Below are 26,139 nucleotides of genomic sequence, written 5' to 3'. Positions count from 1 at the left end.
CTTAGCGACGTTCTCCTGCGCCAAGGGGCGTCTGCGGCATGCTGTCGGGGACGCGGCCCCAGACCTTGTTCAACTGACAGGTTTTCATCTGCGGCAATACGCGGCTGCCAAAGTGATCGGCTTCGTCGATATGGGGATAGCCCGACAGGATAAAGGCACGGATGCCCATCTTCTGAAGTTCTTCCAGCTTGGTCAGCACCTGATCGGTCGAGCCGACGATCGCCGCGCCACAGCCCGAACGCGCGCGCCCGATGCCGGTCCACAGATTCGGTTCGATATAGCCTTCCAAATCGGCCAGTTCGCGGTTGCGGGCCTGATGGCTGACGCCAAGGCTGCCCGAATCAAGCGCGCGTTCACGTATCGCACGGCCCAGATCGTCATCCAGCTTGCTGGCGATGTGGCGGGCGTAGTCCTTGGCCTCGGCTTCGGTATCGCGGACGATCACATGCGACCGGAAACCGTAATCCAGCGTGCGGCCGTATCTTTCGGCGGCGGCATTGGCGGCCTTCATCCGTTCGGCGATGTCTTCGGATTTTTCGGGCCACATCAGATAGACGTCGCAATGCTGGCCGCACAGGTCCAGTGCGGCGGGGCTGTAGCCGCCGAAATACAGCATCGGACCGCCCTGCTGATAGGGGCGGGCGGGATCGGTGGTGAGGCCGCTGAAATTATAGACCTCGCCCTGATAATCGATCTGGTCGCGGGTCCAGGCCTGTTTCAGGATCTCGACCACCTCGCGCGAGCGTTGGTAGCGATAGCCGCTATCGGCCTGTTCGCCCGGAAAATCGGACGAGATGATGTTCACCGTCAGCCGGCCTTCCAGCATGTGGTCCAGCGTGGCGATGGTGCGGGCCAGCATGATGGGCTGCATCTCGCCGCAGCGCACGGCTGCCAGCAGGTTGATGCGGTCGGTGATGGGCGCGCAGCCCGCGACAAAGCTAAGCGTGTCCTGGCCGACCTGATACGAGGACGGGCACAGGATATTGCCGAAGCCTTGCGATTCGGCGGTCTTCACGATGTCCGAACAGTGTTTCCACGACGACCGCAGCGACCCGTCCGGCACGCCCAGGAACTGATAATCGTCCGAGCAAAGCGCCGAAAACCATGCCACTTCGACTGCGTCGAGATCGGCGGATGTCACGGGTACGACCGTCATGAATTCCCCTCCTGAAGGCGTGCAACTTTCCCTTTTCCTACCCGTGTCCTTGATGTAGATCAATGGGGCATCAATTTTTTCGCCAATCGGATCGAAACGTGCAGACCGACACCCGAAATCGCCACAGCAGGCCCGACGCGCTGCCGATCTATCTGCAGATCAGCGAGTTGGTGATTCGCGATATCGCGGCGGGTCGGCTGGTCGATGGGCAGAAGCTGCCACCTGAACGCGAATTCGCGGCCAGCCACGGCACGACGGTCCGCACCCTGCGCAAGGCCCTGGCTGATCTGGAAGGCAAGGGGCTGCTGGAACGGCGTCAGGGATCGGGCAATTATATCCGCGTGGGCGCGCCCGTCGCCTCGGTCTATTCGATGTTCCGGCTGGAACATGCGCAGGGCGGGGGCGGTCTGCCCAATGCCGATATCCTGTCGGTCGATTATCTGCCAAAGGATGCGGCGCAGCCCGACTATGGCAGCTCGGATCATGGGACGCGGTTCCGGCGGCTGCGGTTCCTGGATGATGTCGTGATCGCGGTCGAGGAGATCTGGCTGGATGGCGGGGCGGGTCGCGTGGCCCGCGCGCAGGTGCAGGATTCGCTGTATCTGACCTACAAGACCGCGCTGCGGCTTTGGATCACCCGCGCCGAGGATCGGGTTGGCGTGGGCGCCGTGCCGCCATGGTCGCCCGACCGCTTTCGCCTGCCTGCGGGGCAGGTCACCGGCTATATCGAACGGCTGTCCTGGGCGCAGGGGCCCCGCGCGGTCGAATTTTCACGAACTTGGTTTGACACCGACAGGGCGCTGTATGTGCAGCGCCTGATCTGATGAGGAGCGACTTCATGTCCACCCAGACCCTCGCGCGCAGCGAGACCCGCACCATCACCTATGGCATCATCGGATGCGGTATGATGGGGCAGGAACATCTGCGCAATATCGCGCTGCTGGACAATACGGCGATCGGCGCGATCTTCGAACCCGATGCCGCCATGCGCGAGGCCGCCCGCCGCTTTGCCCCGACCGCCCGTTTCGTCGACAGCGTCGAGGCGCTGCTGGATCTGGACGATATCGACTGCCTGCTGATTGCCAGCCCGAACTATCGCCATGTCGAACAATTGCTGGCCATCGCCAGCCGTCGCCCCTTGCCGGTTCTGGTCGAAAAGCCGCTGTTCACCGATCCTGAACATGCAGCGGTGATCGAGAATTTCGCCGCGAACTACCCCGCGCCGGTCTGGGTGGCGATGGAATATCGCTATATGCCCCCGGTCGCGAAGCTGCTGGAAGAGGCCGAGGCCGCGACCGGCGGCATCAAGATGCTGACCATCCGCGAACACCGTTTCCCTTTCCTGCCCAAGGTCGGCGAATGGAACCGGTTCAACCGCTTTACCGGCGGCACCTTCGTGGAAAAATGCTGCCATTTCTTTGACCTGATGCGGGTTGCGCTGAAATCGAACCCGGTGCGCGTGATGGCGATGGGTGGTCAGGCGGGCAACCATCTGGACGAAACCTATGGCGGCGAAACCCCGGACATCTTCGACCACGGCTATGTCATCGTCGAATTCGAAAGCGGTGTGCGCGCGATGCTGGAACTGTGCATGTTCGCCGAGGGCTCGCGCTATCAAGAGGAAATCTCGGCGGTCGGTCCGACCGGCAAGATCGAGGCGCTGGTCCCCGGACCGGGCCGTTTCTGGCCCGAACATCTGGGCGAGGCGCCGGTCCCGCAAGTGATCGTGTCGCCGCGCATGCCCAAGGGGCCAGAGATCCGCGAGATCCCGGTCGATCCGACCATCCTGGAGGCGGGCGATCACAACGGCTCGACCTTCTATCAGCATCGCGGCTTTCTGGAACTGGTGCGCGGTCAGCGCAGCGCCCCCGAGGTCAGCCTGCAGGATGGCAAATGGGCGGTTCTGATGGGCTTTGCGGCGCAGCGCTCGATGCTGGAACATCGCGCCGTCGAGATGAGCGAATTGCTGGACTGACCCGTCACCTGACGTCACGCGGCGACCCATCATCCTGCGGCCTTGAAAGGGGCCGCAGGATCCACTAGCTGCGGCGCAGTTTCCGGCGAATCCTGACGGCATGCAAAACATGCCCCTCAGGGCAGCAGGAACCACCCAAATTTTGAATCTTGCAGGAGGATGCCATGCGCAATCTGCCTTATGCCGTCTTGGCTGCTTCGGGATGGGTTCCAGTACTGGGCCTGTTCGCCGCCGCCGCCCATTTCGATCAACCGCTGCTGGCCGTGGCGGGCACCGGCCTTCTGGCGGTCAAGCTGTCGCTGGGGGCGATGCGTCGCTGGCTGGTCTGACCGGGTCAGTCAATCGCCATCAACCAGAACTGCGGCGCGCAGTCCCCGATCGGTCAGCTTGCGCGCCGCAGCCCATGCACGAAGACCCGTGGCGCAGGCAAAGATCGTGCGCCGTCCCTGCGGGATCAGCCCGGCCACATCTTCGGGCGCAAGACGGATCGCCTGCGGCACGGCCATGACCGGGGCCTCGGCGATATCGCGAAGGTCGATCACCTCGTCATCGGTCCGCAGGTCAAGACGCGACAGCAGCACGGGGTGCCGGCCTGTCGGTTCGGGGGCGCTGTCGAACCGGAACCGCGTCACCTGCCAATCGGCCAGATCGACCGTCATCATCAGCCCCAGAGGACTGGGCTTCAGGCCCAGCAGTACCGCCATCGCCATCTGCGCCTGCAACGATCCCATCACCGCGACCGCCGGTCCCATGACGCCTGCCGTCGCGCAGCTTTGCGCCCCGCCCGGCAGGTCGGGAAAGATCGCGCGATAGCTGGGCGCAGCGCCGCAGAACCCGCCGACATGTCCCCGCCGCCCCAGCACCGAGGCGCTGATCATCGGCAGCCCGGCAGCGTGGCACAGATCCGACAGAAGATAGGTCAGGGTAAAGCGGTCCGCGGCGTCGATGACCAGATCGACGCCTTCGATAGCCGTACGGGCGTTGGCCGGGGTCATATGCTCGGCCCGTGCGACAATTCTACATTCGGGGTTCAGCGCCGTCAGTTCCCGTGCCGCACTGCTGACCTTCGGCGTGCCGATATCGGTCATCCGGAACAGGGTCTGGCGATGCAGGTTGTGCGCCTCGACCACGTCGCCATCGAACAGGGTGATACGCCCGATTCCGGCCCCGGCCAGAAGGGGCAGCAAGGGCGCCGCCAGCCCGCCCGCGCCCGCCACCAGAACATGCGCCTTTCGCAGCCTGTCCTGGCCGTCGGGGCCGATTTCGGGAAGGCGGGTCTGTCGGTCATAGCGGGTCATGGCAGATATCCTCGGGTCGCGGCGATCCAGTCGCGGCAACGCGCGACGGGATCGGGCGCGCGCTGGATGTCGGTGACGACGGCGGCGCTGTCGGCCCCGGCGGTGAACAGGTCGGGCAGCCGCTGCACGGTCAGCCCGCCGATCCCCACCAGCGGCACCTGGCCCGCACGGCGTTTCCAGTCCGACACGCGGTCCAGGCCCTGCGGCCCCCATTTCATCTTCTTCAGCAGGGTCGGATAGACCGGTCCCAGCGCGACATAGGCCGGATTCTGCGTCAGGGCGCGGTCCAGTTCGGCCTCGTCATGGGTCGACAGCCCGACGCGGATGCCGGCACGCCGCAGGGCGGGCAGATCGGCGCTGTCCAGATCTTCCTGGCCCAGATGCACGAAATCGCAGCCTTCTTGCAGTGCCAATTGCCAGTAATCGTTGATGACAAGTTGGCAAAAGTGCCGATCGCAGATCGATTTGGCCAGCGTGATCTGACGGCGCAGTTCTGCCGGCGGCTGATCCTTGACCCGCAGTTGCACCAACCGCACCCCCAGCGGCACCAGCGCCTGCAATTCGGCCACATCGCCCACGATCAGGTAGAACGGATCCAGCCGCGTCATGCCAGTGCCGCCAGTCCGAAGATCGGGGTCGAGGCGACGGCCATGTCGCGCGGCGGCATCAGCCCTGCCTGATGCGCCAGCTGTCCGGCGACGACCGCCTGACCAAAGGCGCGGGCCATGCCGACCGGATCGACCGCCTTGGCGACGGCGGTGTTCAGCAGTACGGCGTCGAAGCCCATCTCCATCGCCATCATCGCCTGCGAGGGCGCGCCGATGCCCGCGTCGATCACAAGCGGAATGTCGGGGAAATGGGCCCGCATGCTGCGCAGCGCATCCAGATGCCGCAGGCCCTGACCCGACCCGATCGGTGCGCCCCAGGGCATCAGCACGCGGCAGCCCGCCTCGATCAGCTTTTCCCCGACGATCAGATCCTCGGTCGTGTAGGGAAAGACCTGAAAGCCGTCCTCGGACAGGATGCGTGCCGCCTCGACCAGCGCGAAAGGGTCGGGTTGCAGCGTGTCGGCATGGCCGATCACCTCCAGCTTGATCCAGTCAGTGCCGAACAGTTCACGGGCCATATGGGCGGTGGTGACGGCCTCGCGGACACTGTGACAGCCCGCGGTATTCGGCAGGATGCGACAGCCGCTGTCTTTCAGGATACGCCGGAAATCGCCGCCCTCCTGTCCTTCGCGCCGCAGCGAGACGGTGATGACATCCGCGCCCGACGCCGCGATCGCGTCGCGCAGGATCTGGGGCGAGGGGTATTGCGCCGTGCCCAGCATCAGGCGGCTGGACAGGGTCCGATCATAGAACATCGCCTAGCCCCCCTGCATCGGCGACAGGATCTCGATCCGGGTGCCGGGGGTCAGCGCGGTTCCGTCGCGCAGGCCGCGCGGTACGAATTCGCCGTTGACCGCCGTGGCGACCGAGGCGGCGTCCAGACCGCGTTCCGCGATCAATTGCGCCAGCGTCGCGGCAAGCGTGACGGTCGGCTGGCCGTTCAGGTCAATTTGCATAGATCACCTCGTGGCAAAGCTGCTGCGCCAGATCGGTGGCCAGAACCGGGGCCATCAGAAAGCCGTGGCGATGCATCCCGTTCATGTGGATGCGGTCGCCCGCGCGGCGCAGGGCAGGAATGTTGTCGGGAAAGGCGGGGCGCAGGCCCGCGCCGCCGTGGATCAGCCGCGCCTCGGCAAAGCCGGGATGGACAGCATAGGCGGCAGACAGCAGTTCCATCAGGGCGCGGGCGGTGATCGGGCCGCCATCGGCGGTTTCAACCATGGTCGCGCCGATCATATAGCGGTGCTGCCCGCGCGGCACGATATAGCAGGGAAAGCGCGGGTGCAGCAGGCGGATGGTCCGGGTCAACGCGACCTGCGGGGCGAACAGTTCCAGCATCTCGCCCCGCACGCCGCGCAGGTCGGGAAGATCGGCGCGTGCGGACCAGCCCCGGCAATCGACGATGCGACTGCCGGTGTGCGGGCCATGATGAAAGCGCACGCCCCGCGTAGTCAGGCGGCTGCGCAGGCTTGCCATCGCCTCGGCCGGGTCAAGATGGCCTTCATCGGCAAAGAACAGACCGCGGGCAAAGCGTCCCGACAGGTCAGGTTCCAGATCGTCGGGCCGCACGGTGCGATGATTCTGGGTGGCGCGGGCAAAGCGGTCCAGTTCCGCCCGATCGCGGGCCGCGGCCAGGACCAGGGTGCCGCGCGGCTGAAAGCTGCGCACGCGGGCGGACCACCATGCGATGGATTGCTGCCCCCGGCGGGTGACAAGCGGATCGGCGCCGTCGCCTTCGCAGAACGGCGCCAGCATTCCCCCCGCCAGCCCGGAAACCGGGTCCGGCGCGTCGGCCGGGGTGACGACCTCGACCGTCATCCCCTGTTCGGCAAGGGCGGTGGCGGCGCAAAGCCCCGCCACCCCCGCACCCAGAACGGTGATCATTCGCCGGCCTCGTGGACCGGGACATAAAGCTCGCCCCCTTCGCGGAACCGCGCGGCCATGCGTTCCATGCCCTGCTGCTTTTCCGCCTCGGCCCGGATGTCGTGGCTGATCCGCATCGAGCAGAATTTCGGCCCGCACATGGAACAGAAATGCGCCACCTTATGCGCCTCGGCGGGCATGGTTTCGTCATGCATCTCGCGCGCGGTGTCGGGGTCCAGACCAAGGTTGAACTGATCGATCCAGCGGAACTCGAACCGGGCGCGCGACAGGGCATCGTCACGGCGCTGCGCGCCGGGATGGCCCTTGGCCAGATCGGCGGCATGGGCGGCCAGCTTGTAGGTGATGACGCCGGTTTTCACATCGTCACGGTCGGGCAGGCCCAGATGTTCCTTGGGCGTGACATAGCACAGCATCGCCGTTCCGAACCACCCGATCATCGCCGCGCCGATGGCGCTGGTGATGTGGTCATAGCCCGGCGCGATATCGGTGGTCAGCGGCCCGAGCGTATAGAAGGGCGCCTCGTGGCAGTGCTTGAGCTGCTCCTCCATATTGGCCTTGATCTTGTGCATGGGCACGTGGCCCGGCCCTTCGATCATGACCTGGCAATCCTTGGCCCAGGCAATCTTCGTCAGCTCGCCCAGGGTGTGCAGTTCGGCGAATTGCGCCTGGTCGTTGGCATCGGCGATGGAACCCGGACGCAGCCCGTCGCCCAGGCTGAAGCTGACGTCATAGCGGCGGCAGATATCGCAGATCTCTTCGAAATGTTCATAGAGAAAGCTTTCGCGGTGATGGTGCAGGCACCATTTCGCCATGATCGAGCCGCCCCGGCTGACGATGCCGGTCACGCGTTTCGCGGTCATCGGGATCATGTGCAGCCGCACGCCGGCGTGGATGGTGAAATAGTCGACGCCCTGTTCGGCCTGCTCGATCAGCGTGTCGCGGAAAATCTCCCATGTCAGGTCCTCGGCCACGCCGCCGACCTTTTCCAGCGCCTGATACAGCGGCACCGTCCCGATGGGCACGGGCGCGTTGCGCAGGATCCAGTCGCGGATATTGTGGATGTTGCGACCGGTGGACAGGTCCATGACCGTGTCTGCCCCCCATCGGATGGCCCAGACCATCTTTTCGACCTCTTGTTCCATCGACGAGGTGACGGCCGAGTTGCCGATATTGGCGTTGATCTTGACCTTGAAATTGCGGCCGATGATCACCGGTTCCAGTTCCGGGTGGTTGATGTTGGCGGGGATGATCGCGCGGCCTTCGGCAATCTCGCGGCGCACGAATTCGGGCGTGACCAGATCGGGCAATTCGGCGCCCATCGGTTCGCCATCGCGTTCCTGGGCGGCGATGCGGCTTTCGTTTTCGCGAATGGCGACGAATTCCATTTCCGGGGTGATGATCCCCGCCCGCGCATAGGCCAGCTGGGTCACCGCGCGGTCGCCCTTCGCGCGCATCGGCCGATGACGCAGCGGGAAGGCCGGGGTCAGGCGGTCGCCCTTGGCAAAGCCGTTATCGGCATCGGTGACTTCGCGCCCGTCATACGCCTCGATATCGCCGCGCTGATGCTGCCAGCCGCCGCGCATCGGCGGAAGGCCCTTGGCGATGTCGATGTCGATCTGGGGGTCGGTATAGGGGCCGGAACTGTCATAGACCACCAGCGGGTCTTCGTTGGAAATCGCGATCTCGCGCATGGGGACGCGGATATCGTGCTGCTGGCCGGCGACATGGATCTTGCGCGAGGCGGGCAGCGGGCCGGTGGTGATGGCGGGGGCAGTGTCTTTCATTTCGGTCCTCTCTTTCGAAAAGACCCAAGTGAAACTTTCGGCAGAAAGGGGCCGCAAGGCCCGGCGCGATGACGCGGTTGGGCCCTTCGGCCCGAAAGGCTTTCCGTGTCGGAAAAGCGCCCTTCGGTCTTCCTACGCCAGCATCAACTGGGTCAGGTTCAAAGGGTCGCTTCACCGGGGTTTCCCCCTGTCAGCCTCTCAGTCCCCGTGGCGGGACTCCCCTGACGTGGGGACATGGCTAGCAGGATCGGCGGCTATGTCAAGCGGTCGGAATCGCCGGGGCGATCCGACCGCCCGCGATCAGGATTTGCCCTTGAAGCGGCGCGGGGGCGCATCGCCCGACCGTGCGGGGCGCGAGCCGGATTTCGCCTTGAAGCCCTTGGCGGGCTTGTCCTTGGCGCGGAAGGGCTTGCCCTCGGGGCGCGCCGCGCCGGGCTTCTTGCTGCGAGGTGCAGTGAATTCACCTGCGGGACGCGGCTTCTTGCGTGCGGCGGGCTTTGCTTCGGTCGGGGCCTCGTCACGCGGCTTTTCGGCTGCGGGTCTGGGGCGCGGCGCGAATTCCTTTTTCGGCTTCGGGCCGCGGTCGCGGTCCTTGCCCGCGCGTTGCGGCTTGCCACCGGGGCGGGGGCCGTCGGTGCCGCGACCCAGCGGCGGTTCGCCCGCCATGCGCAGCATCATCAGCCCCTCTTCCAGTTCGGCAGCATCGCCGAATTTCGGGGCATCCGCAGTGGCGATCTGAACGAAGGTTTCGTGTTCACGCACACGGATCGCGCCGATGGCGTCACGGGTGATGCCACCTGCTTCGCAGATCTTCGGCAGCAGCCAACGTGCCTCGGCGCGGCCGCTATAGCCGACCGACAGGGTGAACCAGACCGAATCGCCAAATTCGCGCGGCGGGCGCGGCGCGGATTCGGACGGAGGCGCCTGCACGGTCAGTTCCTCGGGCGAGGGGCGGCCATCGCGCCACAATTGCACGAATGCGGCGGCAACCTGCTGCGCGCCGAACTGTTCCAGCAGCTTGTCGGCGATGGATGCGTCTTCCAGCGCGGTTTTCAGCGCGGGATGGTCCAGCATCCGCACATCGTCACGTGCGCTGACCTCGTCGGCCGAAGGCGCGTTGCCCCACTCGGCTTCCAGCTTGGCACCTTTCAGCAGGCGGTTGGCCTTCTTGAATTCGCCCGGCGTCACGATCAGCGCCGAGACACCCTTGGCGCCCGCGCGACCCGTCCGCCCCGAACGGTGCAGCAGCGTTTCGGGGCTGCCCGGCAGATCGGCATGGATCACCAGTTCCAGGCCGGGCAGGTCGATGCCGCGCGCGGCCACATCGGTCGCGATACACACGCTGGCCCGGCCATCACGCAGCGCCTGCAGCGCATGGGTGCGTTCCTGTTGTGACAGCTCGCCCGACAGGGCGACGGCGCGGAAACCGCGATTGCCCATGCGGGCAAGCAGGTGGTTCACATTGGCGCGGGTCTTGCAGAACACGATCGCGGTACGCGCCTCGTAGAAACGCAGCAGGTTGAAGATCGCATTCTCGCGGTCGCGCACGGCCACCGACAGGGCGCGATAGGCGATGTCGCCATGCTGGCGGGCCTCGCCCTTGGTGGTGACGCGCAGGGCGTCACGCTGAAAATCGCGGGCCAGCTTTTCGATATCCGACGGCACCGTGGCCGAAAACATCAGGGTGCGGCGTTCTTCGGGTGCGGAGGACAGGATGAATTCCAGATCCTCGCGAAAGCCCAGGTCCAGCATCTCGTCGGCTTCGTCCAGAACCGCGACGCGCAGGTCGGTCAGAACAAGGCTGCCGCGCTCGATATGGTCGCGCAGACGGCCGGGGGTGCCGACCACGATCTGCGCCCCGCGGGCCAGTGCGCGCCGTTCGTTGCGGTAATCCATGCCGCCGACGCAGGTGGCGATCTTGGCGCCGGTCGCCGCATAAAGCCAGGTCAGTTCTGCCGCGACCTGCAGCGCCAGTTCGCGCGTCGGCGCAATGGCCAGCGCCAGCGGCGCCTCGGCCTGATGCAGAAGCCCATTATCGTCCAGAAGATCGGCGGCCGAGGCGATGCCGAAGGCCACGGTCTTGCCCGAGCCGGTCTGCGCCGAAACCAGAAGGTCGCGACCGACCATTTCGGGATTCAGAACCGCCTGTTGCACGCCGGTCAGTGTTTCATAGCCGCGATCGGCCAAAGCCTGCGCCAGGGGCGCAGCAATATCAGTCTGTGTCATGTATGTGCCTAGAAGGGCCCGCAGGCCGGTGGACGGCCCTATTCTGCCTCCACGCGCCCTCAACCATGCGCCACCAGAACAGCCGATTGGGCGACCTATCCCGAATGGGCGATGAAGTCAAAGCCAGATTGCACAGTTGTCACGATGCCGGACCCAAGGTTAAGCTTGCCCAAAACAAACGAGCGGACAGAAGGGGCAGGCGATGAAAACCGCAAGGCGCGGGGCGTTGAGGCTGGGTTTGGTCGGGGTGATGCTGCTGGCCGCCTGCGGTGGCGGCAAGGGCGTTGGCCGACATTCGGCGCAGAACTGCATGGAACGCGCGATGTATTTCGAATCGAACCGTTCCAGCCGCGATGGGATGATCGCGGTCGGCAGCGTGGTGATGAACCGGGTGCATTCACCGCAATTTCCAAACAGCGTCTGTGGCGTCGTTGCGCAAAAGAACCAGTTCGCGCCGGGCGTGATGACGCGCGACATGAACAGCCGCGCCATGCCGCTGGTCCGCGCCTCGGCCGCCGCGGTGCTGCGGGGCGAGCGTCATCCCTATGTGGCCAATGCGCAGTTCTTTCACACGGCGGGCTACAGCTTTCCCTATGACAACATGCATTACGTGTTGGTCACGGGCGGCAACGCCTTCTACGAAAAGCGCAAAAGCCATCTGGTCACCCGTCCGGTGCCGCCCCGCGCGATCGAGGGCGTGACCGGGCGTCGTTAAGGATCCGGACGCCAAGGTTCGGGGCGGGCATATCGCCCGCCCTTCCTGTGCTGCCGGATCTAAAGCTGATCTGCCAGCACCTCGGCCATGCCAAGGACCGTGGCGTCATGGCCGCGCGGCGCGGTGATCATCAGCCCCGCGCCCGGCAACTCGGTCAGCGGCAGGCTGACCGAGCAGCCATCGATCACGTTCCCAAGGCTGGTATTGCGCAGTGCCAGCAGGTTCACGCGGTCATAGGTGGCGTCGTCCGACAGGTCGGCCAGTTGCGGCGGCAGGGTCGCGACGGTCGGCAGCACGATGGGCGCATCCGCGAAGATGCGCGTGGCCTCGTTCACCAGCGCCTGGCGCGCGATCAGCGTGCGGGCATAGCCCGGGGCATCGGTCTCGTCCGCGCGGGCCATGCGCGAGGCGACGCGCGGGTCCAGCCGGTCGCGGTGATCCGCGAAGGCCGCGCCGTGATGGCAGCGGGATTCGACCGCGCTGAACTGCCAGACGGGCAGGGCGCTGTAATCGTCGAAGAAGCGCATCGACAGGCGGCGGATGGTGATGCCGCCCTGGGCCAGGACCTCCAGCGCGGCCTCGAAGGCCTCCATGATCTGCGGATCCACGCCGTCCAGCCCGAAATTCTGCGGCACGATCACGGTGCCGGGGATGTCGGCGGCGGCCAGTGGGCGGTCGCGCAGCACGTTCAGCACCGGGCGCAGCAGGGCCGGATCGCGGGTCATCACGCCCACGCTGTCCAGCGAATGCGACAGCGGCACGGACCCCTTGCGCGAGATGCTGTCCGCCGTCGGCTTGAACCCGTAAAGCCCGCAGAAGGCCGCCGGAATGCGTGCCGATCCGCCCGTGTCGGTCCCAAGCGCGATATCGGCCACGCCGCGCGCCACCGCCGACGCCCCGCCCGAGGTCGAGCCACCCGCGATCGCGCCCTCGATCAGCGGGGTCAGCGGCGTGCCGTGATGGGGGTTCAGGCCCAGCCCGCTATAGGCGTATTCGGTCATGTTGGCATGGCCGATCAGCCCCGCCCCTGCCGCCCGCAGCCGCGCCACGGCGACCGCGTCGTCCTGCGCAGGCGCGCGCGCGGGATCGGGGGCGGTGCCCGCGCCGGTCGGGTAACCGCGCACGTCGAACAGGTCCTTGACCGCGACGGTCAGGCCGCTCAGCGGGCCTTCGGTTTCCACCGGATCGTCGAACACGCGCGTGAAGTCGGGGGCAGAGGCGCGGGCGCGGGCGGCGGCAAGCAGGTCGTTGGTCATCGAAGCTCTCAGATCGTTTGTTGGACAAGCCAGGTGGCGATGCCGGGGAATGCCGTCAGCAATATCACCGCCAGCACGAGGATCAGGAAATAGGGCACGATCATGCGCGTGATCTCGAAGATGCCGCGCCCGGTCAGGTTCTGGATCACGAACAGGTTGAAGCCAAGAGGGGGCGTGATCTGCGCCATCTCGACCACGATGATCAGGTAGATGCCGAACCAGACCGGATCGATCCCCACCGCCGCGATGGCGGGCATCACCACCGAGGTCGTCAGCACCACGATCGAGATCCCGTCGAGGAAGCAGCCCAGCAGCACGAAGAACACCGTCAGCACCGCGATCAGCCCCGCCTTGCCCAGCCCGCTGTTCGAGATCACTTCGGCCAGGTCGGCGGGCAGGCCCGAGAAGCTCATGGCGGATGTCAGGAAGGCCGCGCCCAGAAGGATCAGGCCGATCATCGCGGATGTCCGCGTCGCGCCGAACAGCGCGGCGATGAAGCTGTCGCGCGTCAGCGACCGCCCAAGCGCGGCGATCAGCAGGGCGCCCGCCACGCCGATGGCCGCAGCCTCGGTCGCGGTGGCGAAACCGGCATAGATCGAGCCGATGACGCCCACGATCAGCCCCACCACCGGCAGCAGCAGGCGCAGGCGGTACAGGCGCTCGGCCCAGCCGATGCTGGTTTCGGGGGCGGGCATGGCATCGCGGTTCATCCGCGACCAGATCGCGATATAGCCCGAGAACAGCGCCATCAGCATCAGCCCCGGCACCACGCCCGCGATGAACAGGCGGTTGATCGAGACCTGCGCCGCGACGCCATAGACGATCATCACGACCGAAGGCGGGATCAGCAGGCCAAGCGTGCCCGACCCCGCCAGCGACCCGATGGCCAGCCGGTCGTCATAGCCGCGCGATTTCAGTTCCGGCAGCGAAATGCGGCCCACGGTGGCCGTGGTGGCTGCCGACGATCCAGACACGGCGGCGAAGATGCCGCAGCCCACCACGTTCACATGCGCCAGCCCGCCGGGCAGACGCCCGACCCAGGGGGCAAGGCCGGAAAACAGATCCTCGGCCAGGCGGGTGCGGTACAGGATCTCGCCCATCCAGATGAACAGCGGCAGCGCGGTCAGGGTCCAGCTGGCGGAATGCGCCCACATCGTGGTGCCAAGCACCGCATCGACCGGGCTGGAGGTGAACAGCAGGAAGATCACCACGGCGGATGCCAGAAGCGCCACGCCGACCCAGACGCCCAGGCCCAGAAGGACCAGCAGCGTCACGACAAGAACGGCGGATTGCGAAAGGATTTCCATGTCACTCGCCCCGTGCTTGTTCGGCGACATCGTCGCGTTCGACCGGCAGGCCCAGGACCAGGCGCAGCGTGCGTTCGGCAAAGGCCACCGCGAACAGGATCGCGCCGAAGGCCATGGCCGATTGCGGGATCCACAGCGGCACCGCGACGATCCCCTGGCTGACATCGTCATAGGCCCAGCTTTCGTGGACATAGCCGAAGATCGCCCATGCGACCCAGGCCATCATCAGCGTGGCAAAGCCCGCAGCGATGATGTCCGCCGCGTGTCCGATGCCCGCAGGCAGCAGCTGGCGCAACGAGGTCACGCGGATATGGTCGCCATGCGTCAGCGCGGTCGGAAGCGCCAGGAAGATCGAGGCCGACAGCCCCCATGCCGCGAAATCGTCGGCGGACGGGATCTGGCTGCCCATCATGCGCAGCACGATCTGGGCAAGGATCAGCACGGCGATCCCCACAAGCGAAAGCGCGGCCAGGGCCCCGCAGAAGGTGAACAGATGTCGTGTCAGGACCATCGCGACGCTCCTTTTGTCGTGGACGGGCGGCGCCCGTGGCAGGATGCCCGCGACCCCGTGGGCGGGATCGCGGGTGCGGGGCCTCAGTTCAGGCCGTCGACGATGGTCTGGCCATCCTCGCCCGCCTGTTCCAGCCACTCGGCGCGCATGGTCTCGGCGATGGCCTCGAAATCGGTCGCAAGGCCTTCGGGGGTGGGCAGGACCTGCATGCCGTTATCGGCCATGGTCTGCGTGGCCTCGGTGGTGGCGGTCTCGGCCATCTCCCAGCCGCGGGTCTCGGCCAGGTCGGCGGCCTCGCGCAGCGCGCCCTGGACGCCCTCGTCCAGCCCGTCGAAGGACCGCTGGTTCACGATGACCATGTTCTTCGGGATGAAGGCCTGCACGTCATAGTAATGCGAGACGAAATCCCACGCCTGGCTGTCCACCCCGGTCGAGGGCGAGGTGATCATCCCGTTGATGACCCCGGTCGAGAAGGCCTGCGAGATCTCGGCCGTGGCGATGGTCGCGGGCACGGCACCCAGCAGCTCGGCCAGCCGCGCGGTCGAGGGGTTGTAGGCGCGGAACTTCACGCCGTCGAAGGACGAGGCGTCGGTGACCTCGCTGTTCATGTAGATCCCCTGCGGCGGCCAGGGCGCGGCATAGAGCAGGACCAGGCCTTCCTCGGCCAGCTTCTCCTCGTAGATCGGGCGCGATGCGTCCCACAGGGCCTTCGCCTCGTCGAAGGTGGTGGCCAGCAGCGGCACGGCATCCGCCGAATAGGCCGCGTCCTCGTTCCCAAGCGCCGAGATCAGCACCTCGCCGATGGGCACGATGCCGCGCTGCACGCCGCGCTTCAGTTCCGGGCGCTTCAGCAGGACCGAGTTCGAGACGACCTCGATCTCCAGCTCGCCCTCGGTCAGGCGGGCGACGTCATCGGCGAAGGCGCGGATGTTCTGGGTCAGGTAGTTGCCGTCCGGCGCGTCCGCCGACATCTGCCAGGTTTCGGCCTGTGCCAGACCGGCGCCGAAAACAGCGAAGGTGGTGCCAAGAAGAAAGCGTTTCATGATGCGTAAACTCCTGTTGGTCGGATCTTGTGATTGAAAGGCCGGGGGTCTGCGCCCCCGTGCCGGGCATTGTCAGTCGGTCAGGGCCGGCAGGTCGTGCTCGTCCAGCGACCACAGCAAGGTAAAGGTCTGTGCCTCGCGGATCGCGCCCTCGAAGCGTTCGGTCATCTGGCGCAGGGTCGCCTCGGCCACGGGTTCGGTGGTGACATCGACGACAAGGCAGGGCGCAAGGACGCGGCCTTCAGTCTGTTCCGAGGGCAGGGGCGTCGAAAGGGTTTCGTCGGGGACCATGTAGTGGACGCGCAGCACGCCCTCGACCGCCATCAGCGCCTCCATCTGGTCGCGGATCGCGTCCTGATCGACCGCGCCGGGGGCCAGTTCGACCATCGCGACGGCCGATCCCCAGCCGAAGCCGCCTTCCAGCGCGACCTGCATCACGCGGCGGCGGGTGTTCGACATGCGGGTGAAGTTCGTGACCGACCACTGCGTCTGGTGCTGGAACGCCTGCTTGTAGGCCGCCGAGGTGAAATCGCTCAGCGCGCTTGCGCGATACAGCGCAAGGTAGCGCCGCGCCGATCCCGACACCGCGCGATAGCGGCGCGCACCGGTAAAGCCTTCGATGCGGACGCGCTCTTCCATGTGTTCGCGATCGTACCACAGGTTGAAATCGCTTTCGTGGTCGGGGTCCACGTCGCTCCAGACGAACAGTTGCGCTTCGGTGGTGGAGTGGATCTTGCTCATGTCACGTCCTGCCTGCGGGACGGGCGGACGGGCCGCCGCGTCGATTGCGTTTGCGCAAAGCTGCGCCAAGGCGGTCGGTTCACGCAAACGGGAATTTCCGTCAGGGGGCGATCGGGTTTTCCTAAGTTTCTGTTTTAGCTTTGGAAAGTGAGGCTGTGCGATGCGCCTCGGCGCAGGTTCGGGCCAGATCGGCAATGGCCTCGTAGATGGCGGCATCGGAATTTCGTCGCCAGACGCAAAACAGCGGCAGGTCGGGCAGGCGGGCATCGACCTGCAATTCGCACAGGCCCGGCCCGGCCAGATCGCAGCCGCGCGGCAGGGTCGCCACGCCAAGCCCGCGTTCGGTCAGCCGCGCAATCGCCGAGATCGAGGTGACGCAATGCACCATCGACGGCCGCAGCCCCTGTTCGGAAAACAGCGCCACGATATTGGCATGTGGGCGCGAATTGCGGGTGAAGGTGATCAGCGGGCCGGTGATGATATCGGCAAGGGTCAACGCCTCGTCGCGCATCCCCGCAGGGCCGAACCAGCCCATCGGCAACGGCGGCAGTTCGACACAGGCGATCTGTTCGCCCTGCGTTTCCTGTGTCGTCAGCAGCATGTCCAGACCGCCGCGATCGAAGGTGACGGCGATATTCGATGTCGGCTCGATCGTCAGCTCCATCTCCAGCCGGGGATAGCAGCGGGCGATCTCTTCCATCAGGTCACAGAACCATGTATGAACGATCGAGGTCACAAGCCCCAGCCGCACACGCCCGGCGGCCTTGCCGGGATCGGAGAGCGTCAGCCGCAGCTTGCGTTCGGTCGCCAGAATATCCTGCGCCTTGTCCAGGATCAGTGCGCCCGCGACGGTGATGCGGGTGGCATGGAATTCCCGGTCGAACAGATTCACGCCCAATTCCGTTTCAAGCGCCGAGATGCGGCTGGATACGGTCGCCTGCGAGATGTTCAACTGCTCGGCCGCGGCGCGAAAACTGCCAAGGCCGGCGACGGTCACGAAGGTTTCCAGAAATCGAATATTCACCTTTTTCCCGCCCCATGCCGCCTGAAACGCATCTGACGGTCCTAAAGGCTGGGGCGGGTCGGGGCAATTCAGAAGACGGGCGGGATCGAAAGAAGGCCGCGACAGGCGCGACCCTTTCTGGCGGTCATTCGTCGCGCATTGCCGCCCTGGCCTGCGTCGCGGCGTGATCGGCTGCCGCTGCCAGCTTGGCGCGTTCCTCGTGGTAGATCGCGCTGACCTCGTCATAAAGGCGGTCACTGTAGCGGCCAAGATAGGCACGTTCCTGACGCGTGCGCGGCAGCAGCGCGGCGATCCCCGCGCCGATCCCGAAGGCAAGTGCCCCAAAGACCAGTGGCGCCTTGTCGAAACCTTGTTCGGTGTAGCGACGCGCGTTGCGGGCGGCATCATGTGCGGCGCGCTGGCCGTCTTCGCGCCACTGGCGGGCACGTTGGCGCAGATCCGCAGGCCGGGGGTCGGTTGTTGTCTTGAAGGTCATGTCTGCCTCTGCTGGATGGGGGCCGGCGCGGGGCGATGCGCCCGCAGGGTCAGGCTGATCGCGAGTAGGGACAAGGCCAGAAGGTTAAGGGCGACGAACATGGGAACCTCCGGGCAGGTCGTTGTGGATCCGCGATCCGGCCATCACGAACCTTGCGGCGGCAAAGCCCAGAAGTGTCGCCCCCGCGATAAAGCTGGCGGGGTTCGCACGGGCAAAGCGACCTAGGTCGCGGGCCACGTCGCCCAGATCCTGATCGCGCAACAGGGCCGAGGCCTGTCCGACATTGCGGGCGGTGTAATGCGCGGCCTTGGCGGCGGTGCGTTCGTTGATATCCTCGGCCGCCGAATGCAATGCGCCCGATACCTTGTCCACGCGATCGGCGATATCGTCGCGCAACTCGGCTTCGCGTTCGCTGAACTCGCGGGTGATTTCGTCGCGGGCCTCGCCAAGACGGTCCTTGGCATGTTCCTTGATACGGTCAAGGCGGCCCTGCGCCTGATCCGAAGGCGTCGCGTGATCGCTTTCCATCTTTGGTCTCCGATCTGACTGGTTTTGACAGCTTAACCAAGGCGGCGGGCGCTGGGTTCCGCGGTTTAACCTTTGTTCGCGGCAACCGCCTGCTGCAACGCCTCGCCCAGACGGCCAAAGGACAGCGCAACGGCCAGTTCCAGATCAAGCCCGTCGGCGATGACCGCGCCGGGATCCTCTTGCCCGTCATGCAGATTGCTGCGGCTGGCCAGCCAATCGTCCAGATCGGCGATCTGGTCGGCGGTCAATATCGTGGCAAGATGCTGGATCAGGCGTCGTCCCGCGATCATCGGGGCATCGGTTGCGCGGCTTTGTGTCATGGCGGTTTCCCCTGGGCATGGTCCATGCGGATCAATCCGGCACGCCGCGCGTTGGTTCCGCGGATCAATCGGCAGGAGGAAGGGATGCTGGACTGGATCGGTCAGCACAGCAGCGTGGTTCAGGCAGGCGTCGGGGTGATCACGGCGCTGGTCTGGCTGGTCTATCTGCATATCATGGTGTCGGGATTTCGTCGCCAGCGGCGCAGCGAGATCCTGATAACCCTTGGCGGGCCGCGGCGCGTATCGGGCCATCTTTTCGTCAGCAATCTGGGGTTCGAGCCGATCTATGTCCTGGATATCCTGCTGACCTGTTGTCGGGATCAGGATAAGGTCACGGTCTCGATCGTGGATCGCTTTGACGAGGGTGACACAGGGGATGGCAGGGTGACGTTGCAGATGCCGCTGAACAGCGGCGATCATGTCGATGCGGGGCGGATCAGCGATCTGCTGGAACGGGCGCAGGCGCGTTCGGACCAGATCAGCGATATCGGCGATTTCGCCAGCTTGCGGATCACCGTGGCGGCCCTGACCGCCGCGAATGCCGGGATCGTCGCCGCCGAGCGCAGCTTTCGGGTTCTGCAGGACGATGATGAACCCGTCCTGCAGGCAGAACAGCTATATGCACGGCAGATCCGCGGTCGCCATGCCCGCAAATCGATCGAGGCACAGCTGAAGGATGACTTCCGTCGCCGCAGGGTTTCCTGAGCCTTGGGTCGCTTACCCGCCATCCGAGAAATTTTTACGCTGCGTTGGAATAGAAATGCGGCACCGCACGTCTACCCCACACGGAAGGCAGTTCGGCGTGACATGCTTTCCTGAAAATCAAGGGAGAGACAGATGACGATCATACCCAATCTGAAACGTCGGCATTTTCTGATCGGCACCGCCGGTGTGGTGACCAGCGCCGCGACCGGCCTGCCCGCGCTGGCAGAGGGCGACGCGACCGCGCTGCCCGATTACGTGTCCTGGAAGAACGCCGACACGGTGATCGTTCATACCAAGGAAACGCTGGAAACGCAGCGCGCCGCGCAGGGTGCCGAACTGCTGACCCCCAGCAACAGCCTTTATGTGCGCAACAACCTTCCCGCCCCTTCGGACGAGATCGTCGCGGATCGCGATGCGTGGGAAATCGAATTCGGCGGCGTCGCCAACCCGACCAGCATGACCCTGGGCCAGTTGAAGACCATGGGCATCGAAACCGTCGTATGCGTGCTGCAATGTTCGGGCAATGGCCGCGCCTTCTTTGATCACGAGGCCAGCGGCACCCAATGGGGCGTCGGCGCGGCGGGCAATGTCGCATGGACCGGCGTCCCGGTTCGCACGGTGATCGAGGCGATGGGCGGTGCCGGCGATGACCTGCCCTGGCTGACCGGAACCGGTGGCGAGGTCATCCCCGAGGGCATCCCCGCCGAGACCATCCAAGTCGAGCGTTCGGTCCCGGCCGAGGTCATGGACCGGGCAATTCTGGCCTGGGAAATGAATGGCGAGCCGATCCCGCTGGCGCATGGTGGTCCGCTGCGGTTGATCGTTCCGGGCTATTACGGCGTCAACAACGTCAAATACGTCAAGAAACTGGCCTTCACTGCCGAAGAATCCTCGGCCAAGATTCAGCAATCGGGCTACCGGATCCGTCCGGTCGGCGAAAAGGGTGCGCCCTCGCAGCCCTCGATGTTCGAAATGAACGTCAAATCCTGGATCACCGGCCCGCTGACCGATGCGGCCACCGGCAAGGTGCAGATCCATGGTGTGGCCCTTGGCGGTGTCAGCGCCGTCAGCAAGATCGAAGTGTCGATCGACGGTGGCGAGACCTGGACCGAAGCCAGCTTCATCGGCCCCGATCTGGGCGAATATGCCTGGCGTCCCTTCGTTCTTGGCGTCGATCTGCCTGCGGGCGATCACGTTCTGGCCAGCCGTGCCACCAATGCGGCCGGCGACACGCAGCCCGAAACGGTCGAGCCGAATGAACGCGCCTACGGCCATAACGGCTGGCGCGCCCATGCGGTGACCGTGACCGTCGCCTGATTATCCTGACCGGTCGGCGGCTTTCGCGCCGCCCGGTTTTCACCTTCGGAGATAGCCATGAAGTTCTTCACGTCGCCGCTGTTCTGCGGCGCAGCCATTCTTGCGGCCTCGATCACCGGTGCCGCCCATGCGGGGACGGATCTGGATGCAGGTCGCCAGATCTTTGTCGAGGGCGCCGAGCCGAATTGCGCGATCTGCCACACGCTTGGCGATGCCGAGGCCGTGGGCGAGATCGGTCCCAATCTGGACGACCTGAAACCGACCGCCGATCAGGTGCGCGCCGCTGTGACCAGTGGTATCGGCGTGATGCCGGCCTTTGCCGACATGATGTCCGAAGAGGATATCGAAACCGTCGCGCAATATGTGGCTGCCGCGACCGGCGGCGAGGCGCAGTAAGCCCCGCTTGCCATCGTTCCGCCCGTGACGGAACTTGCCGCGTTTCACTCCCTGGGCGCGGGCAAGGGCCCCGGCGGAACATCCGACAGGCCCGGACGCAAGATCGTCCGGGCCTGTCCTTTGGGAGAAGGCGGTGTCAAGCGCAGCTGCGGCTTTGCAGGAAATCACGGGGCAGATCGGCGGCCATGTCGCGGCGTCCCGTGGTCCGGTCCTGAAGATAGCGGGCGATCAGCGCAAAACGACGTTGATCCATCCCCTCGGACAGGGCCATGAAGCGACGCCCGTCCGCATCCCATTCTGCCACGCGGGTCACCGCACCCCTGGGTGCCGTCAGCGGATATTCGGACATCAGCAGGGTGATCCGGCAGCCATTCGGCCCGGCGTAATGCGCGGCCTTGATCCCGTTCTTGTTGTACGAGGCGACATGCACCAGCCCTGCAACGCCCAGTTCGGGAAAGTCGCTGTCGACCTGACCCGGCGCCGCGATCGGCGTGGTGCCGGATGCGGGCTGGCTGGCGGCGATGAATTGGGCGTGAATCGACGCGGCCGAGGGTGCGGTGCCGCTGCCAAGGCCCAGAAAAACCGCAAGCGCGGCACTGGCCGCCAATGCGGTCAGGCCGGTCCGGATCATCGCGCGTCGGGGCCTGTTCATCGAAACAGTTGCCGTCGCCGTCGCCGGGCGCAGCGTTCGCAGCCGGCCCGACAGCGCCTGCAATTCGCGCAGCTCTGCCGCAAGCGCGGGTTCGGCCCGCAGGCGGTGTTCGAACAGGCGACGTTCCGACGCCGACATTTCGTCGTCGTGATAGGCGTTCAGTGCCTGCCAGTCATGATCGGTCAGAATGGTCATGGCCTAAACTTGATCCTCTGTGCTGTCCTGTGTTCCCACGCCTTCGACAAGATCGCGCAGCGCCCTGCGGGCGCGGCTGATCCGGCTCATGATGGTGCCTTGGGGTACATCCAGGATTTCTGCAGCCTCGCGGTATTTCAATTCCATGATATCGATCAAAAACAGGATCTCGCGTGTCTCGGGCGGAAGGCGCTGGAACAGCATCCGCATCTGGATGTCGGATTCGGTGCCCCATTGGATCGCCGTGACATCGGATAGACGTTTCTCACGCGCGGAATATTCCCGGCGCACGCGCGTTTTACGCAATTCATCGTAGTGCAGGTTTCTGATGACCCGGAACATCCAGGGCCGCAATGCGGCAAGCTGGCGCGGGCGGGTCCCCGATTGCAGGGCCCGCTCGATCGCATCCTGTACCAGATCATCGACCTCGTCGCCTTTGCGGCAGATCGACAGCGCATAGCTGCGCAGCTCCGGCAACAGGGTCATAAGAAGTCGTTCGCGCGCCATTTTCGGCTGTTAGCACGAATGGCTTTCGCAAGAGTAGCCGGAATCCGGCCCGGCGCGCGGGTCTACAGAACGTCCTGCCAGTCGCGATGGCGCTGAAACTGGGCCTTGGCAAAGGGACATAGCGGCAGGATCCGGATGCCGTTCTGCCGCGCATCCGCAACCGCGCGTTCAACCAGCCGAACACCGACGCCCTGACCGCGCAGGGCGTCCGGCACATCGGTATGATCGATGATGATCATGCTGTCGCCCGCGCGGGAATAGGTCAGTTCGGCCAGATGTCCGTCGACCTGCATCCAGTAGCGGCCTTTGCTGTCGTCCTTTTCGTGGTGGATCTGGGACATTTTTCCTCTATCCTCAGGGGGTTCCGGTCCGGGATCGTCGGGCTTTCCCGGCCGGGTTCTTGTGGTCAGCGCCGTTCTCTATCATGCACGGAAGGGCGAGACGGGGAAGGAGTATTGCCGCATGCAGCCTGCGACACCCGGCGAACCATCCCCGGACAGTGCAAGCCCGCCACGGTTCAGCGCGACCCTGACGGGGGAGTGCCTGATCCTGTCCGGGCCGCTGCGCGTGCAGGCGCTGTCCGATCCGGCGATGACCAGATCGGCGGCGACCATAGATGCCAGCGCCGTCACGGCGCTGGATACGGCAGGTGCGTGGTTTCTGGAAAAGGCGCGGCGCGGTGGCTGCAAGGTCACGGGATTGCCGCAAGAACTGCAGCCGCTGCTAAGGCAGGTCGCGGCATCCTGGCCGCAAAGGCCCAAGGAGACCGGTCCCCCCCGTGGCAGCCTGCGTGGCGCGGTGGAACAACTGGGCCGCCATGTCGGCGCGGCGATCGCCTCGCTTCTGGCGCTGGTCGAATATCTGGGCCGTTTCCTGGCGGCGCTTGCCCGCGCATTGCGCCATCCAAGGCAGTTTCCGCTAACCTCGCTGGTCTATCATTGTCAGGCGGTGGGGCTGAACGCGGTGCCGATCGTGGTGACGATTTCATTCCTGATCGGGGTCGTCATCGCCTATCAGGGGGCCTATCAGCTGCGCGCCTTCGGGGCCGAGATCTTTACCATCGATCTGGTCGGCATCGCGGTCCTGCGCGAATTGGCGATCTTGCTGACGGCCATTGTCGTGGCCGGGCGTACGGGTGCGGCCTTCACCGCCGCGCTGGGGGCGATGAAGATGCGCGAAGAGATCGACGCCATGCGCACGCTGGATATCGACCCGGACCAGACCCTGATCCTGCCCCGTGTTCTGGCGCTGACGCTGATGATGCCGATCCTTGCGCTGATCGGCGATATCGCGGGCCTGTTCGGGGGCGGGGTGATGGCATGGGCGGCGCTGGACATCTCGCCCGCGATCTATGTGGCGCGGCTGTCGCAGAACGTGGATGTCACCCATGCCTTTGTCGGTCTGGTGAAGGCCCCGGTCTTTGGCATGTTGATCGCGATCATCGGCTGTCGTTTCGGGATGCAGGTCGGTGGCGACACGGAATCGCTGGGGCGCATGACCTCGGCCTCGGTCGTGGCGGCGATCTTTGCGGTGATCGTGGCGGATGCGGGCTTTTCCATCTTCTTCGCACAGGTCGGCCTATGAGCGATCCGATCATCACCATGCGCGGCATCCGGACCCAGTTCGGGCCGAAGGTCATCCATGACGGGCTGGATCTGGATGTGATGCGGGGCGAGATTCTGGGCATCGTCGGGGGATCGGGCACTGGGAAATCGGTTCTGTTGCGCAGCATCGTCGGCCTGCTGACGCCCGCGGCGGGTCAGATCACCGTGAAGGGGATCGATGTCCATCGCGCATCGGGTCGCGAACATGCGTTGCTGGGGCGGTCCCTGGGCGTCATGTTTCAGGATGGGGCGCTGTTTTCGACGCTGACCGTGCGCGAGAATGTCGAGGTGCCGATGCGACGGCTGGATCTTCCGGCTGGGGTCCGCAGTGAACTGGCCGATCTGAAAATCTCGATGGCGGGGCTGCCCTGGGATGCTGGCGGGAAATACCCGTCCGAGCTGTCGGGCGGCATGCGCAAGCGCGCCGGTCTGGCGCGTGCGCTGGCGCTGGATCCGGAACTGGTCTTTCTGGATGAACCGACCGCCGGTCTGGACCCGATCGGGGCATCCGAATTCGACCGCCTGATCCGTGGGCTGACCGACACGCTGGGGCTGACGGTGTTTCTGGTCACGCATGATCTGGATACGCTGCACGCCTGTTGCGACCGGATTGCGGTTCTGGCGGAAAAGCGGGTTCTGGCCACAGGCAGCATCGATCAGCTGCGCCGGATCGACCACCCCTGGGTGCATGAATATTTCAATGGCCCACGCGCCCGCGCCGCGATGGAACAGACGGCCCGAAAGGACGACTAGCATGGAAACCAAGGCCAATTATCTGCTGATCGGCGCGTTCACCCTGGCCGGTTTCGTCGGGCTTCTGGGGCTGCTGATGTGGTTTGCCGGGCATGAGGCGAACCGCCAGTATGAGTATTATCAGGTGATGTTTCCCGAAATCTCGGGCATTTCGGCGGGGACGCAGGTTCAGTTTTCGGGCGTGCCGACGGGCCAGATCGTCGATCTTTCCCTTGAGGAGAACGGGCAGGTCCTTGTCCGGCTGGAACTGCGACAGGGCACCCCGGTGCGGACCAGCAGCGTCGCGACCATGGTGCCGCAAGGGATCACGGGGCTGTCGATCCTGTCGATTTCTTCGGGCACGCCGCGTGCGCCGCTGCTGCGCGAGGTGCGCGACGAACCCGAGCCGCGGATCATCGCGGGTCGGTCGGTCCTGGATTCGATCACGCAAAGCGGACCGGAACTGGTCGATCAGCTGTCGCAGGCCGCGACCCGCCTGAACGACCTGCTCAGCGATGAGAACCGCGATCACGTCGGCAGCATTCTGGGCAATGTGGACAGCGCCTCGGGGCAGTTGGAGGAATCGATCAGCGCGATTTCCGATGCCGTGTCGGGGATCAGCGACGTGGCCGAGGCGCTGGACGAATTCGCGGGTCAGTTCGACGGCCTGGCCCCTCGTCTTGAAACCGCGCTGGATGCCGCGACCGACGCGGCCCGCCAGGTCGAACAGACCGGCGCGGCGCTTTCCGATGTCGATTACGCCGGCCTGTCGCAAGAGGCGCAGGGGCTGGTCGGCGATCTGCGCGCGATGCTTGGCAGCGAGGATGCGGGCGAATTGCCCCGCAACCTGTCCGAAACGCTGAAGGCGGCCTCGGCCCTGCTGCGCGACATGCAGGACAGCGGCACCGTTGCCAATCTGAACGCCAGCCTGCAATCAGTGGCCAATGCGGCCGAGGATCTGGAAAACGGCATCGGGCCGCTGCTGTCACGCTTTGGTCGTGCCGCCGACAATATCGCCCGTGCCGCGCAGGCGTTCGGCGATGGCGGCGCATTGCAGGTGGATCTGCGCAAGATGACCCGCGAAATCGCCAAGGCCGCCGCCGCGGTCGGGGCGACGGCACGCGATATCCAGCGCAATCCCAATTCGCTGTTGCTGGGCCGCTAGGCGACCACCCGCATC

At 65.4% G+C, this 26,139-nt stretch carries 30 protein-coding genes and 1 riboswitch; of the genes, 10 read left to right on the top strand and 20 right to left on the bottom strand.

Annotation, left to right across the window (positions count from 1 at the left end):
• Position 1 precedes the first annotated feature (1 nt).
• Entirely contained in the window at positions 2–1,156 is a 1,155-nt protein-coding gene (locus tag BMX67_RS07955) for an LLM class flavin-dependent oxidoreductase (protein WP_090733887.1), read from the bottom strand.
• A gap of 62 nt (positions 1,157–1,218) precedes the next feature.
• Here BMX67_RS07955 and BMX67_RS07950 point away from each other — a divergent pair, with 62 nt between their 5' ends.
• The 3 genes from BMX67_RS07950 to BMX67_RS19560 all read left to right on the top strand — a co-directional run bounded on the left by BMX67_RS07950 (position 1,219) and on the right by BMX67_RS19560 (position 3,460).
• Entirely contained in the window at positions 1,219–1,980 is a 762-nt protein-coding gene (locus BMX67_RS07950) for a GntR family transcriptional regulator (RefSeq protein WP_090733885.1), read from the top strand.
• 14 nt (positions 1,981–1,994) lie between these two features.
• On the top strand, positions 1,995–3,131 hold the full coding sequence (locus BMX67_RS07945) for a Gfo/Idh/MocA family protein (protein WP_090733883.1): 1,137 nt from the start codon (positions 1,995–1,997) through the stop codon (positions 3,129–3,131).
• A gap of 164 nt (positions 3,132–3,295) precedes the next feature.
• Positions 3,296–3,460: a hypothetical protein gene (locus BMX67_RS19560; RefSeq protein ID WP_175479849.1), complete on the top strand. Its 165-nt coding sequence runs from the start codon at positions 3,296–3,298 to the stop codon at positions 3,458–3,460.
• 9 nt (positions 3,461–3,469) lie between these two features.
• Here the strand turns inward: BMX67_RS19560 and BMX67_RS07940 are convergent, their stop codons facing one another.
• From BMX67_RS07940 to BMX67_RS07910, 7 genes are all read right to left on the bottom strand, one after another.
• The gene (locus BMX67_RS07940) at positions 3,470–4,429 is read right to left on the bottom strand and encodes a ThiF family adenylyltransferase (RefSeq protein WP_090733881.1); all 960 of its coding nucleotides are present in this window, start codon (positions 4,427–4,429) and stop codon (positions 3,470–3,472) included.
• Positions 4,426–5,028, bottom strand: a complete 603-nt coding sequence (locus BMX67_RS07935) for a thiamine phosphate synthase (RefSeq protein ID WP_090734054.1) — start codon at positions 5,026–5,028, stop codon at positions 4,426–4,428. The genes BMX67_RS07940 and BMX67_RS07935 overlap by 4 nt, the downstream gene beginning before the upstream one ends.
• A 5-nt stretch (positions 5,029–5,033) precedes the next feature.
• Positions 5,034–5,792, bottom strand: a complete 759-nt coding sequence (locus BMX67_RS07930) for a thiazole synthase (protein WP_090733879.1) — start codon at positions 5,790–5,792, stop codon at positions 5,034–5,036.
• A gap of 3 nt (positions 5,793–5,795) precedes the next feature.
• Entirely contained in the window at positions 5,796–5,993 is a 198-nt protein-coding gene (gene thiS, locus BMX67_RS07925; RefSeq protein ID WP_090733877.1) for a sulfur carrier protein ThiS, read from the bottom strand.
• Positions 5,983–6,921, bottom strand: a complete 939-nt coding sequence (locus tag BMX67_RS07920; protein ID WP_090733875.1) for an FAD-dependent oxidoreductase — start codon at positions 6,919–6,921, stop codon at positions 5,983–5,985. Before BMX67_RS07920 ends, thiS begins: the two co-directional genes overlap by 11 nt.
• Positions 6,918–8,705, bottom strand: coding sequence for a phosphomethylpyrimidine synthase ThiC (gene thiC, locus BMX67_RS07915; RefSeq protein WP_090733873.1), 1,788 nt, complete (start codon positions 8,703–8,705; stop codon positions 6,918–6,920). The genes BMX67_RS07920 and thiC overlap by 4 nt, the downstream gene beginning before the upstream one ends.
• A gap of 112 nt (positions 8,706–8,817) precedes the next feature.
• A riboswitch (TPP riboswitch) is annotated at positions 8,818–8,938 on the bottom strand.
• A gap of 67 nt (positions 8,939–9,005) precedes the next feature.
• Complete coding sequence (locus BMX67_RS07910) at positions 9,006–10,931, bottom strand: DEAD/DEAH box helicase (protein WP_090733872.1); 1,926 nt, start codon at positions 10,929–10,931, stop codon at positions 9,006–9,008.
• Positions 10,932–11,133: 202 nt separating this feature from the next.
• Here BMX67_RS07910 and BMX67_RS07905 point away from each other — a divergent pair, with 202 nt between their 5' ends.
• The gene (locus BMX67_RS07905; RefSeq protein WP_090733870.1) at positions 11,134–11,646 is read left to right on the top strand and encodes a cell wall hydrolase; all 513 of its coding nucleotides are present in this window, start codon (positions 11,134–11,136) and stop codon (positions 11,644–11,646) included.
• Between the two features lie 59 nt (positions 11,647–11,705).
• On the opposite strand, the gene BMX67_RS07900 is transcribed toward BMX67_RS07905, so the two are convergent.
• From BMX67_RS07900 to BMX67_RS07865, 9 genes are all read right to left on the bottom strand, one after another.
• Complete coding sequence (locus BMX67_RS07900) at positions 11,706–12,902, bottom strand: amidase family protein (RefSeq protein ID WP_090733868.1); 1,197 nt, start codon at positions 12,900–12,902, stop codon at positions 11,706–11,708.
• Positions 12,903–12,910: 8 nt separating this feature from the next.
• Complete coding sequence (locus tag BMX67_RS07895; RefSeq protein WP_090733867.1) at positions 12,911–14,209, bottom strand: TRAP transporter large permease; 1,299 nt, start codon at positions 14,207–14,209, stop codon at positions 12,911–12,913.
• A 1-nt stretch (position 14,210) separates the two neighbouring features.
• Positions 14,211–14,720: a TRAP transporter small permease gene (locus BMX67_RS07890; RefSeq protein ID WP_090733865.1), complete on the bottom strand. Its 510-nt coding sequence runs from the start codon at positions 14,718–14,720 to the stop codon at positions 14,211–14,213.
• Positions 14,721–14,803: 83 nt separating this feature from the next.
• Positions 14,804–15,763 carry a TRAP transporter substrate-binding protein gene (locus BMX67_RS07885; RefSeq protein ID WP_090733864.1) on the bottom strand — a complete coding sequence of 320 codons (960 nt, stop codon included), beginning with the start codon at positions 15,761–15,763 and terminating at the stop codon, positions 14,804–14,806.
• A 72-nt stretch (positions 15,764–15,835) separates the two neighbouring features.
• A complete protein-coding gene (locus BMX67_RS07880; protein WP_090733863.1) occupies positions 15,836–16,504 on the bottom strand; it encodes a DUF4286 family protein in 669 nt (222 codons plus the stop codon).
• Positions 16,505–16,625: 121 nt separating this feature from the next.
• Complete coding sequence (locus tag BMX67_RS07875) at positions 16,626–17,528, bottom strand: LysR family transcriptional regulator (RefSeq protein ID WP_175479848.1); 903 nt, start codon at positions 17,526–17,528, stop codon at positions 16,626–16,628.
• Positions 17,529–17,652: 124 nt separating this feature from the next.
• Positions 17,653–18,003, bottom strand: coding sequence for a hypothetical protein (locus BMX67_RS19555; protein WP_175479847.1), 351 nt, complete (start codon positions 18,001–18,003; stop codon positions 17,653–17,655).
• A gap of 84 nt (positions 18,004–18,087) precedes the next feature.
• A complete protein-coding gene (locus tag BMX67_RS07870; protein WP_090733860.1) occupies positions 18,088–18,531 on the bottom strand; it encodes a hypothetical protein in 444 nt (147 codons plus the stop codon).
• 65 nt (positions 18,532–18,596) lie between these two features.
• A complete protein-coding gene (locus BMX67_RS07865) occupies positions 18,597–18,851 on the bottom strand; it encodes a hypothetical protein (RefSeq protein ID WP_090733859.1) in 255 nt (84 codons plus the stop codon).
• A gap of 84 nt (positions 18,852–18,935) precedes the next feature.
• On the opposite strand from BMX67_RS07865, the gene BMX67_RS07860 reads away from it, so the two are divergent.
• The 3 genes from BMX67_RS07860 to sorU all read left to right on the top strand — a co-directional run bounded on the left by BMX67_RS07860 (position 18,936) and on the right by sorU (position 21,269).
• Complete coding sequence (locus BMX67_RS07860; protein ID WP_139206467.1) at positions 18,936–19,556, top strand: hypothetical protein; 621 nt, start codon at positions 18,936–18,938, stop codon at positions 19,554–19,556.
• Positions 19,557–19,688: 132 nt separating this feature from the next.
• Positions 19,689–20,873 carry a SorT family sulfite dehydrogenase catalytic subunit gene (gene sorT / locus BMX67_RS07855; protein ID WP_090733856.1) on the top strand — a complete coding sequence of 395 codons (1,185 nt, stop codon included), beginning with the start codon at positions 19,689–19,691 and terminating at the stop codon, positions 20,871–20,873.
• Positions 20,874–20,930: 57 nt separating this feature from the next.
• Positions 20,931–21,269: a SorU family sulfite dehydrogenase c-type cytochrome subunit gene (gene sorU / locus BMX67_RS07850; RefSeq protein WP_090733855.1), complete on the top strand. Its 339-nt coding sequence runs from the start codon at positions 20,931–20,933 to the stop codon at positions 21,267–21,269.
• A gap of 136 nt (positions 21,270–21,405) precedes the next feature.
• On the opposite strand, the gene BMX67_RS07845 is transcribed toward sorU, so the two are convergent.
• The 3 genes from BMX67_RS07845 to BMX67_RS07835 all read right to left on the bottom strand — a co-directional run bounded on the left by BMX67_RS07845 (position 21,406) and on the right by BMX67_RS07835 (position 23,033).
• Entirely contained in the window at positions 21,406–22,116 is a 711-nt protein-coding gene (locus BMX67_RS07845) for an anti-sigma factor family protein (protein WP_090733853.1), read from the bottom strand.
• Positions 22,117–22,119: 3 nt separating this feature from the next.
• The gene (locus BMX67_RS07840) at positions 22,120–22,623 is read right to left on the bottom strand and encodes a sigma-70 family RNA polymerase sigma factor (protein ID WP_090733852.1); all 504 of its coding nucleotides are present in this window, start codon (positions 22,621–22,623) and stop codon (positions 22,120–22,122) included.
• 62 nt (positions 22,624–22,685) lie between these two features.
• Entirely contained in the window at positions 22,686–23,033 is a 348-nt protein-coding gene (locus BMX67_RS07835) for a GNAT family N-acetyltransferase (RefSeq protein ID WP_342707913.1), read from the bottom strand.
• A gap of 52 nt (positions 23,034–23,085) precedes the next feature.
• Between BMX67_RS07835 and BMX67_RS07830 the strand changes: the two genes are divergently transcribed.
• Genes BMX67_RS07830 through BMX67_RS07820 form a run of 3 tightly spaced genes read left to right on the top strand, consistent with a single transcriptional unit; the run spans position 23,086 to position 26,124 of the window.
• Positions 23,086–24,207, top strand: a complete 1,122-nt coding sequence (locus BMX67_RS07830) for an ABC transporter permease (RefSeq protein WP_090733849.1) — start codon at positions 23,086–23,088, stop codon at positions 24,205–24,207.
• Positions 24,204–24,980, top strand: a complete 777-nt coding sequence (locus BMX67_RS07825; protein WP_090733848.1) for an ABC transporter ATP-binding protein — start codon at positions 24,204–24,206, stop codon at positions 24,978–24,980. Before BMX67_RS07830 ends, BMX67_RS07825 begins: the two co-directional genes overlap by 4 nt.
• Before the next feature lies 1 nt (position 24,981).
• The gene (locus tag BMX67_RS07820) at positions 24,982–26,124 is read left to right on the top strand and encodes an MlaD family protein (protein ID WP_175479846.1); all 1,143 of its coding nucleotides are present in this window, start codon (positions 24,982–24,984) and stop codon (positions 26,122–26,124) included.
• The last annotated feature ends 15 nt before the right edge of the window (positions 26,125–26,139 follow it).

The organism is Paracoccus homiensis, assembly GCF_900111675.1.
Taxonomy (GTDB): Bacteria; Pseudomonadota; Alphaproteobacteria; order Rhodobacterales; family Rhodobacteraceae; genus Paracoccus; species Paracoccus homiensis.
This window is presented reverse-complemented; position numbering and strand designations above follow the sequence as displayed.

Excerpts from the sequence above, each read along its gene's own strand:
- BMX67_RS07955 (WP_090733887.1), bottom strand. The coding sequence starts at position 1,156 with ATGACGGTCGTACCCGTGACATCCGCCGATCTCGACGCAGTCGAAGTG.
- BMX67_RS07950 (WP_090733885.1), top strand. The coding sequence starts at position 1,219 with ATGGGGCATCAATTTTTTCGCCAATCGGATCGAAACGTGCAGACCGAC.
- BMX67_RS07945 (WP_090733883.1), top strand. The coding sequence starts at position 1,995 with ATGTCCACCCAGACCCTCGCGCGCAGCGAGACCCGCACCATCACCTAT.
- BMX67_RS19560 (WP_175479849.1), top strand. The coding sequence starts at position 3,296 with ATGCGCAATCTGCCTTATGCCGTCTTGGCTGCTTCGGGATGGGTTCCA.
- BMX67_RS07940 (WP_090733881.1), bottom strand. The coding sequence starts at position 4,429 with ATGACCCGCTATGACCGACAGACCCGCCTTCCCGAAATCGGCCCCGAC.
- BMX67_RS07930 (WP_090733879.1), bottom strand. The coding sequence starts at position 5,792 with ATGTTCTATGATCGGACCCTGTCCAGCCGCCTGATGCTGGGCACGGCG.
- thiS (WP_090733877.1), bottom strand. The coding sequence starts at position 5,993 with ATGCAAATTGACCTGAACGGCCAGCCGACCGTCACGCTTGCCGCGACG.
- BMX67_RS07920 (WP_090733875.1), bottom strand. The coding sequence starts at position 6,921 with ATGATCACCGTTCTGGGTGCGGGGGTGGCGGGGCTTTGCGCCGCCACC.
- thiC (WP_090733873.1), bottom strand. The coding sequence starts at position 8,705 with ATGAAAGACACTGCCCCCGCCATCACCACCGGCCCGCTGCCCGCCTCG.
- BMX67_RS07910 (WP_090733872.1), bottom strand. The coding sequence starts at position 10,931 with ATGACACAGACTGATATTGCTGCGCCCCTGGCGCAGGCTTTGGCCGAT.
- BMX67_RS07905 (WP_090733870.1), top strand. The coding sequence starts at position 11,134 with ATGAAAACCGCAAGGCGCGGGGCGTTGAGGCTGGGTTTGGTCGGGGTG.
- BMX67_RS07900 (WP_090733868.1), bottom strand. The coding sequence starts at position 12,902 with ATGACCAACGACCTGCTTGCCGCCGCCCGCGCCCGCGCCTCTGCCCCC.
- BMX67_RS07895 (WP_090733867.1), bottom strand. The coding sequence starts at position 14,209 with ATGGAAATCCTTTCGCAATCCGCCGTTCTTGTCGTGACGCTGCTGGTC.
- BMX67_RS07890 (WP_090733865.1), bottom strand. The coding sequence starts at position 14,720 with ATGGTCCTGACACGACATCTGTTCACCTTCTGCGGGGCCCTGGCCGCG.
- BMX67_RS07885 (WP_090733864.1), bottom strand. The coding sequence starts at position 15,763 with ATGAAACGCTTTCTTCTTGGCACCACCTTCGCTGTTTTCGGCGCCGGT.
- BMX67_RS07880 (WP_090733863.1), bottom strand. The coding sequence starts at position 16,504 with ATGAGCAAGATCCACTCCACCACCGAAGCGCAACTGTTCGTCTGGAGC.
- BMX67_RS19555 (WP_175479847.1), bottom strand. The coding sequence starts at position 18,003 with ATGACCTTCAAGACAACAACCGACCCCCGGCCTGCGGATCTGCGCCAA.
- BMX67_RS07870 (WP_090733860.1), bottom strand. The coding sequence starts at position 18,531 with ATGGAAAGCGATCACGCGACGCCTTCGGATCAGGCGCAGGGCCGCCTT.
- BMX67_RS07865 (WP_090733859.1), bottom strand. The coding sequence starts at position 18,851 with ATGACACAAAGCCGCGCAACCGATGCCCCGATGATCGCGGGACGACGC.
- BMX67_RS07860 (WP_139206467.1), top strand. The coding sequence starts at position 18,936 with ATGCTGGACTGGATCGGTCAGCACAGCAGCGTGGTTCAGGCAGGCGTC.
- sorT (WP_090733856.1), top strand. The coding sequence starts at position 19,689 with ATGACGATCATACCCAATCTGAAACGTCGGCATTTTCTGATCGGCACC.
- sorU (WP_090733855.1), top strand. The coding sequence starts at position 20,931 with ATGAAGTTCTTCACGTCGCCGCTGTTCTGCGGCGCAGCCATTCTTGCG.
- BMX67_RS07845 (WP_090733853.1), bottom strand. The coding sequence starts at position 22,116 with ATGACCATTCTGACCGATCATGACTGGCAGGCACTGAACGCCTATCAC.
- BMX67_RS07840 (WP_090733852.1), bottom strand. The coding sequence starts at position 22,623 with ATGGCGCGCGAACGACTTCTTATGACCCTGTTGCCGGAGCTGCGCAGC.
- BMX67_RS07830 (WP_090733849.1), top strand. The coding sequence starts at position 23,086 with ATGCAGCCTGCGACACCCGGCGAACCATCCCCGGACAGTGCAAGCCCG.
- BMX67_RS07825 (WP_090733848.1), top strand. The coding sequence starts at position 24,204 with ATGAGCGATCCGATCATCACCATGCGCGGCATCCGGACCCAGTTCGGG.
- BMX67_RS07820 (WP_175479846.1), top strand. The coding sequence starts at position 24,982 with ATGGAAACCAAGGCCAATTATCTGCTGATCGGCGCGTTCACCCTGGCC.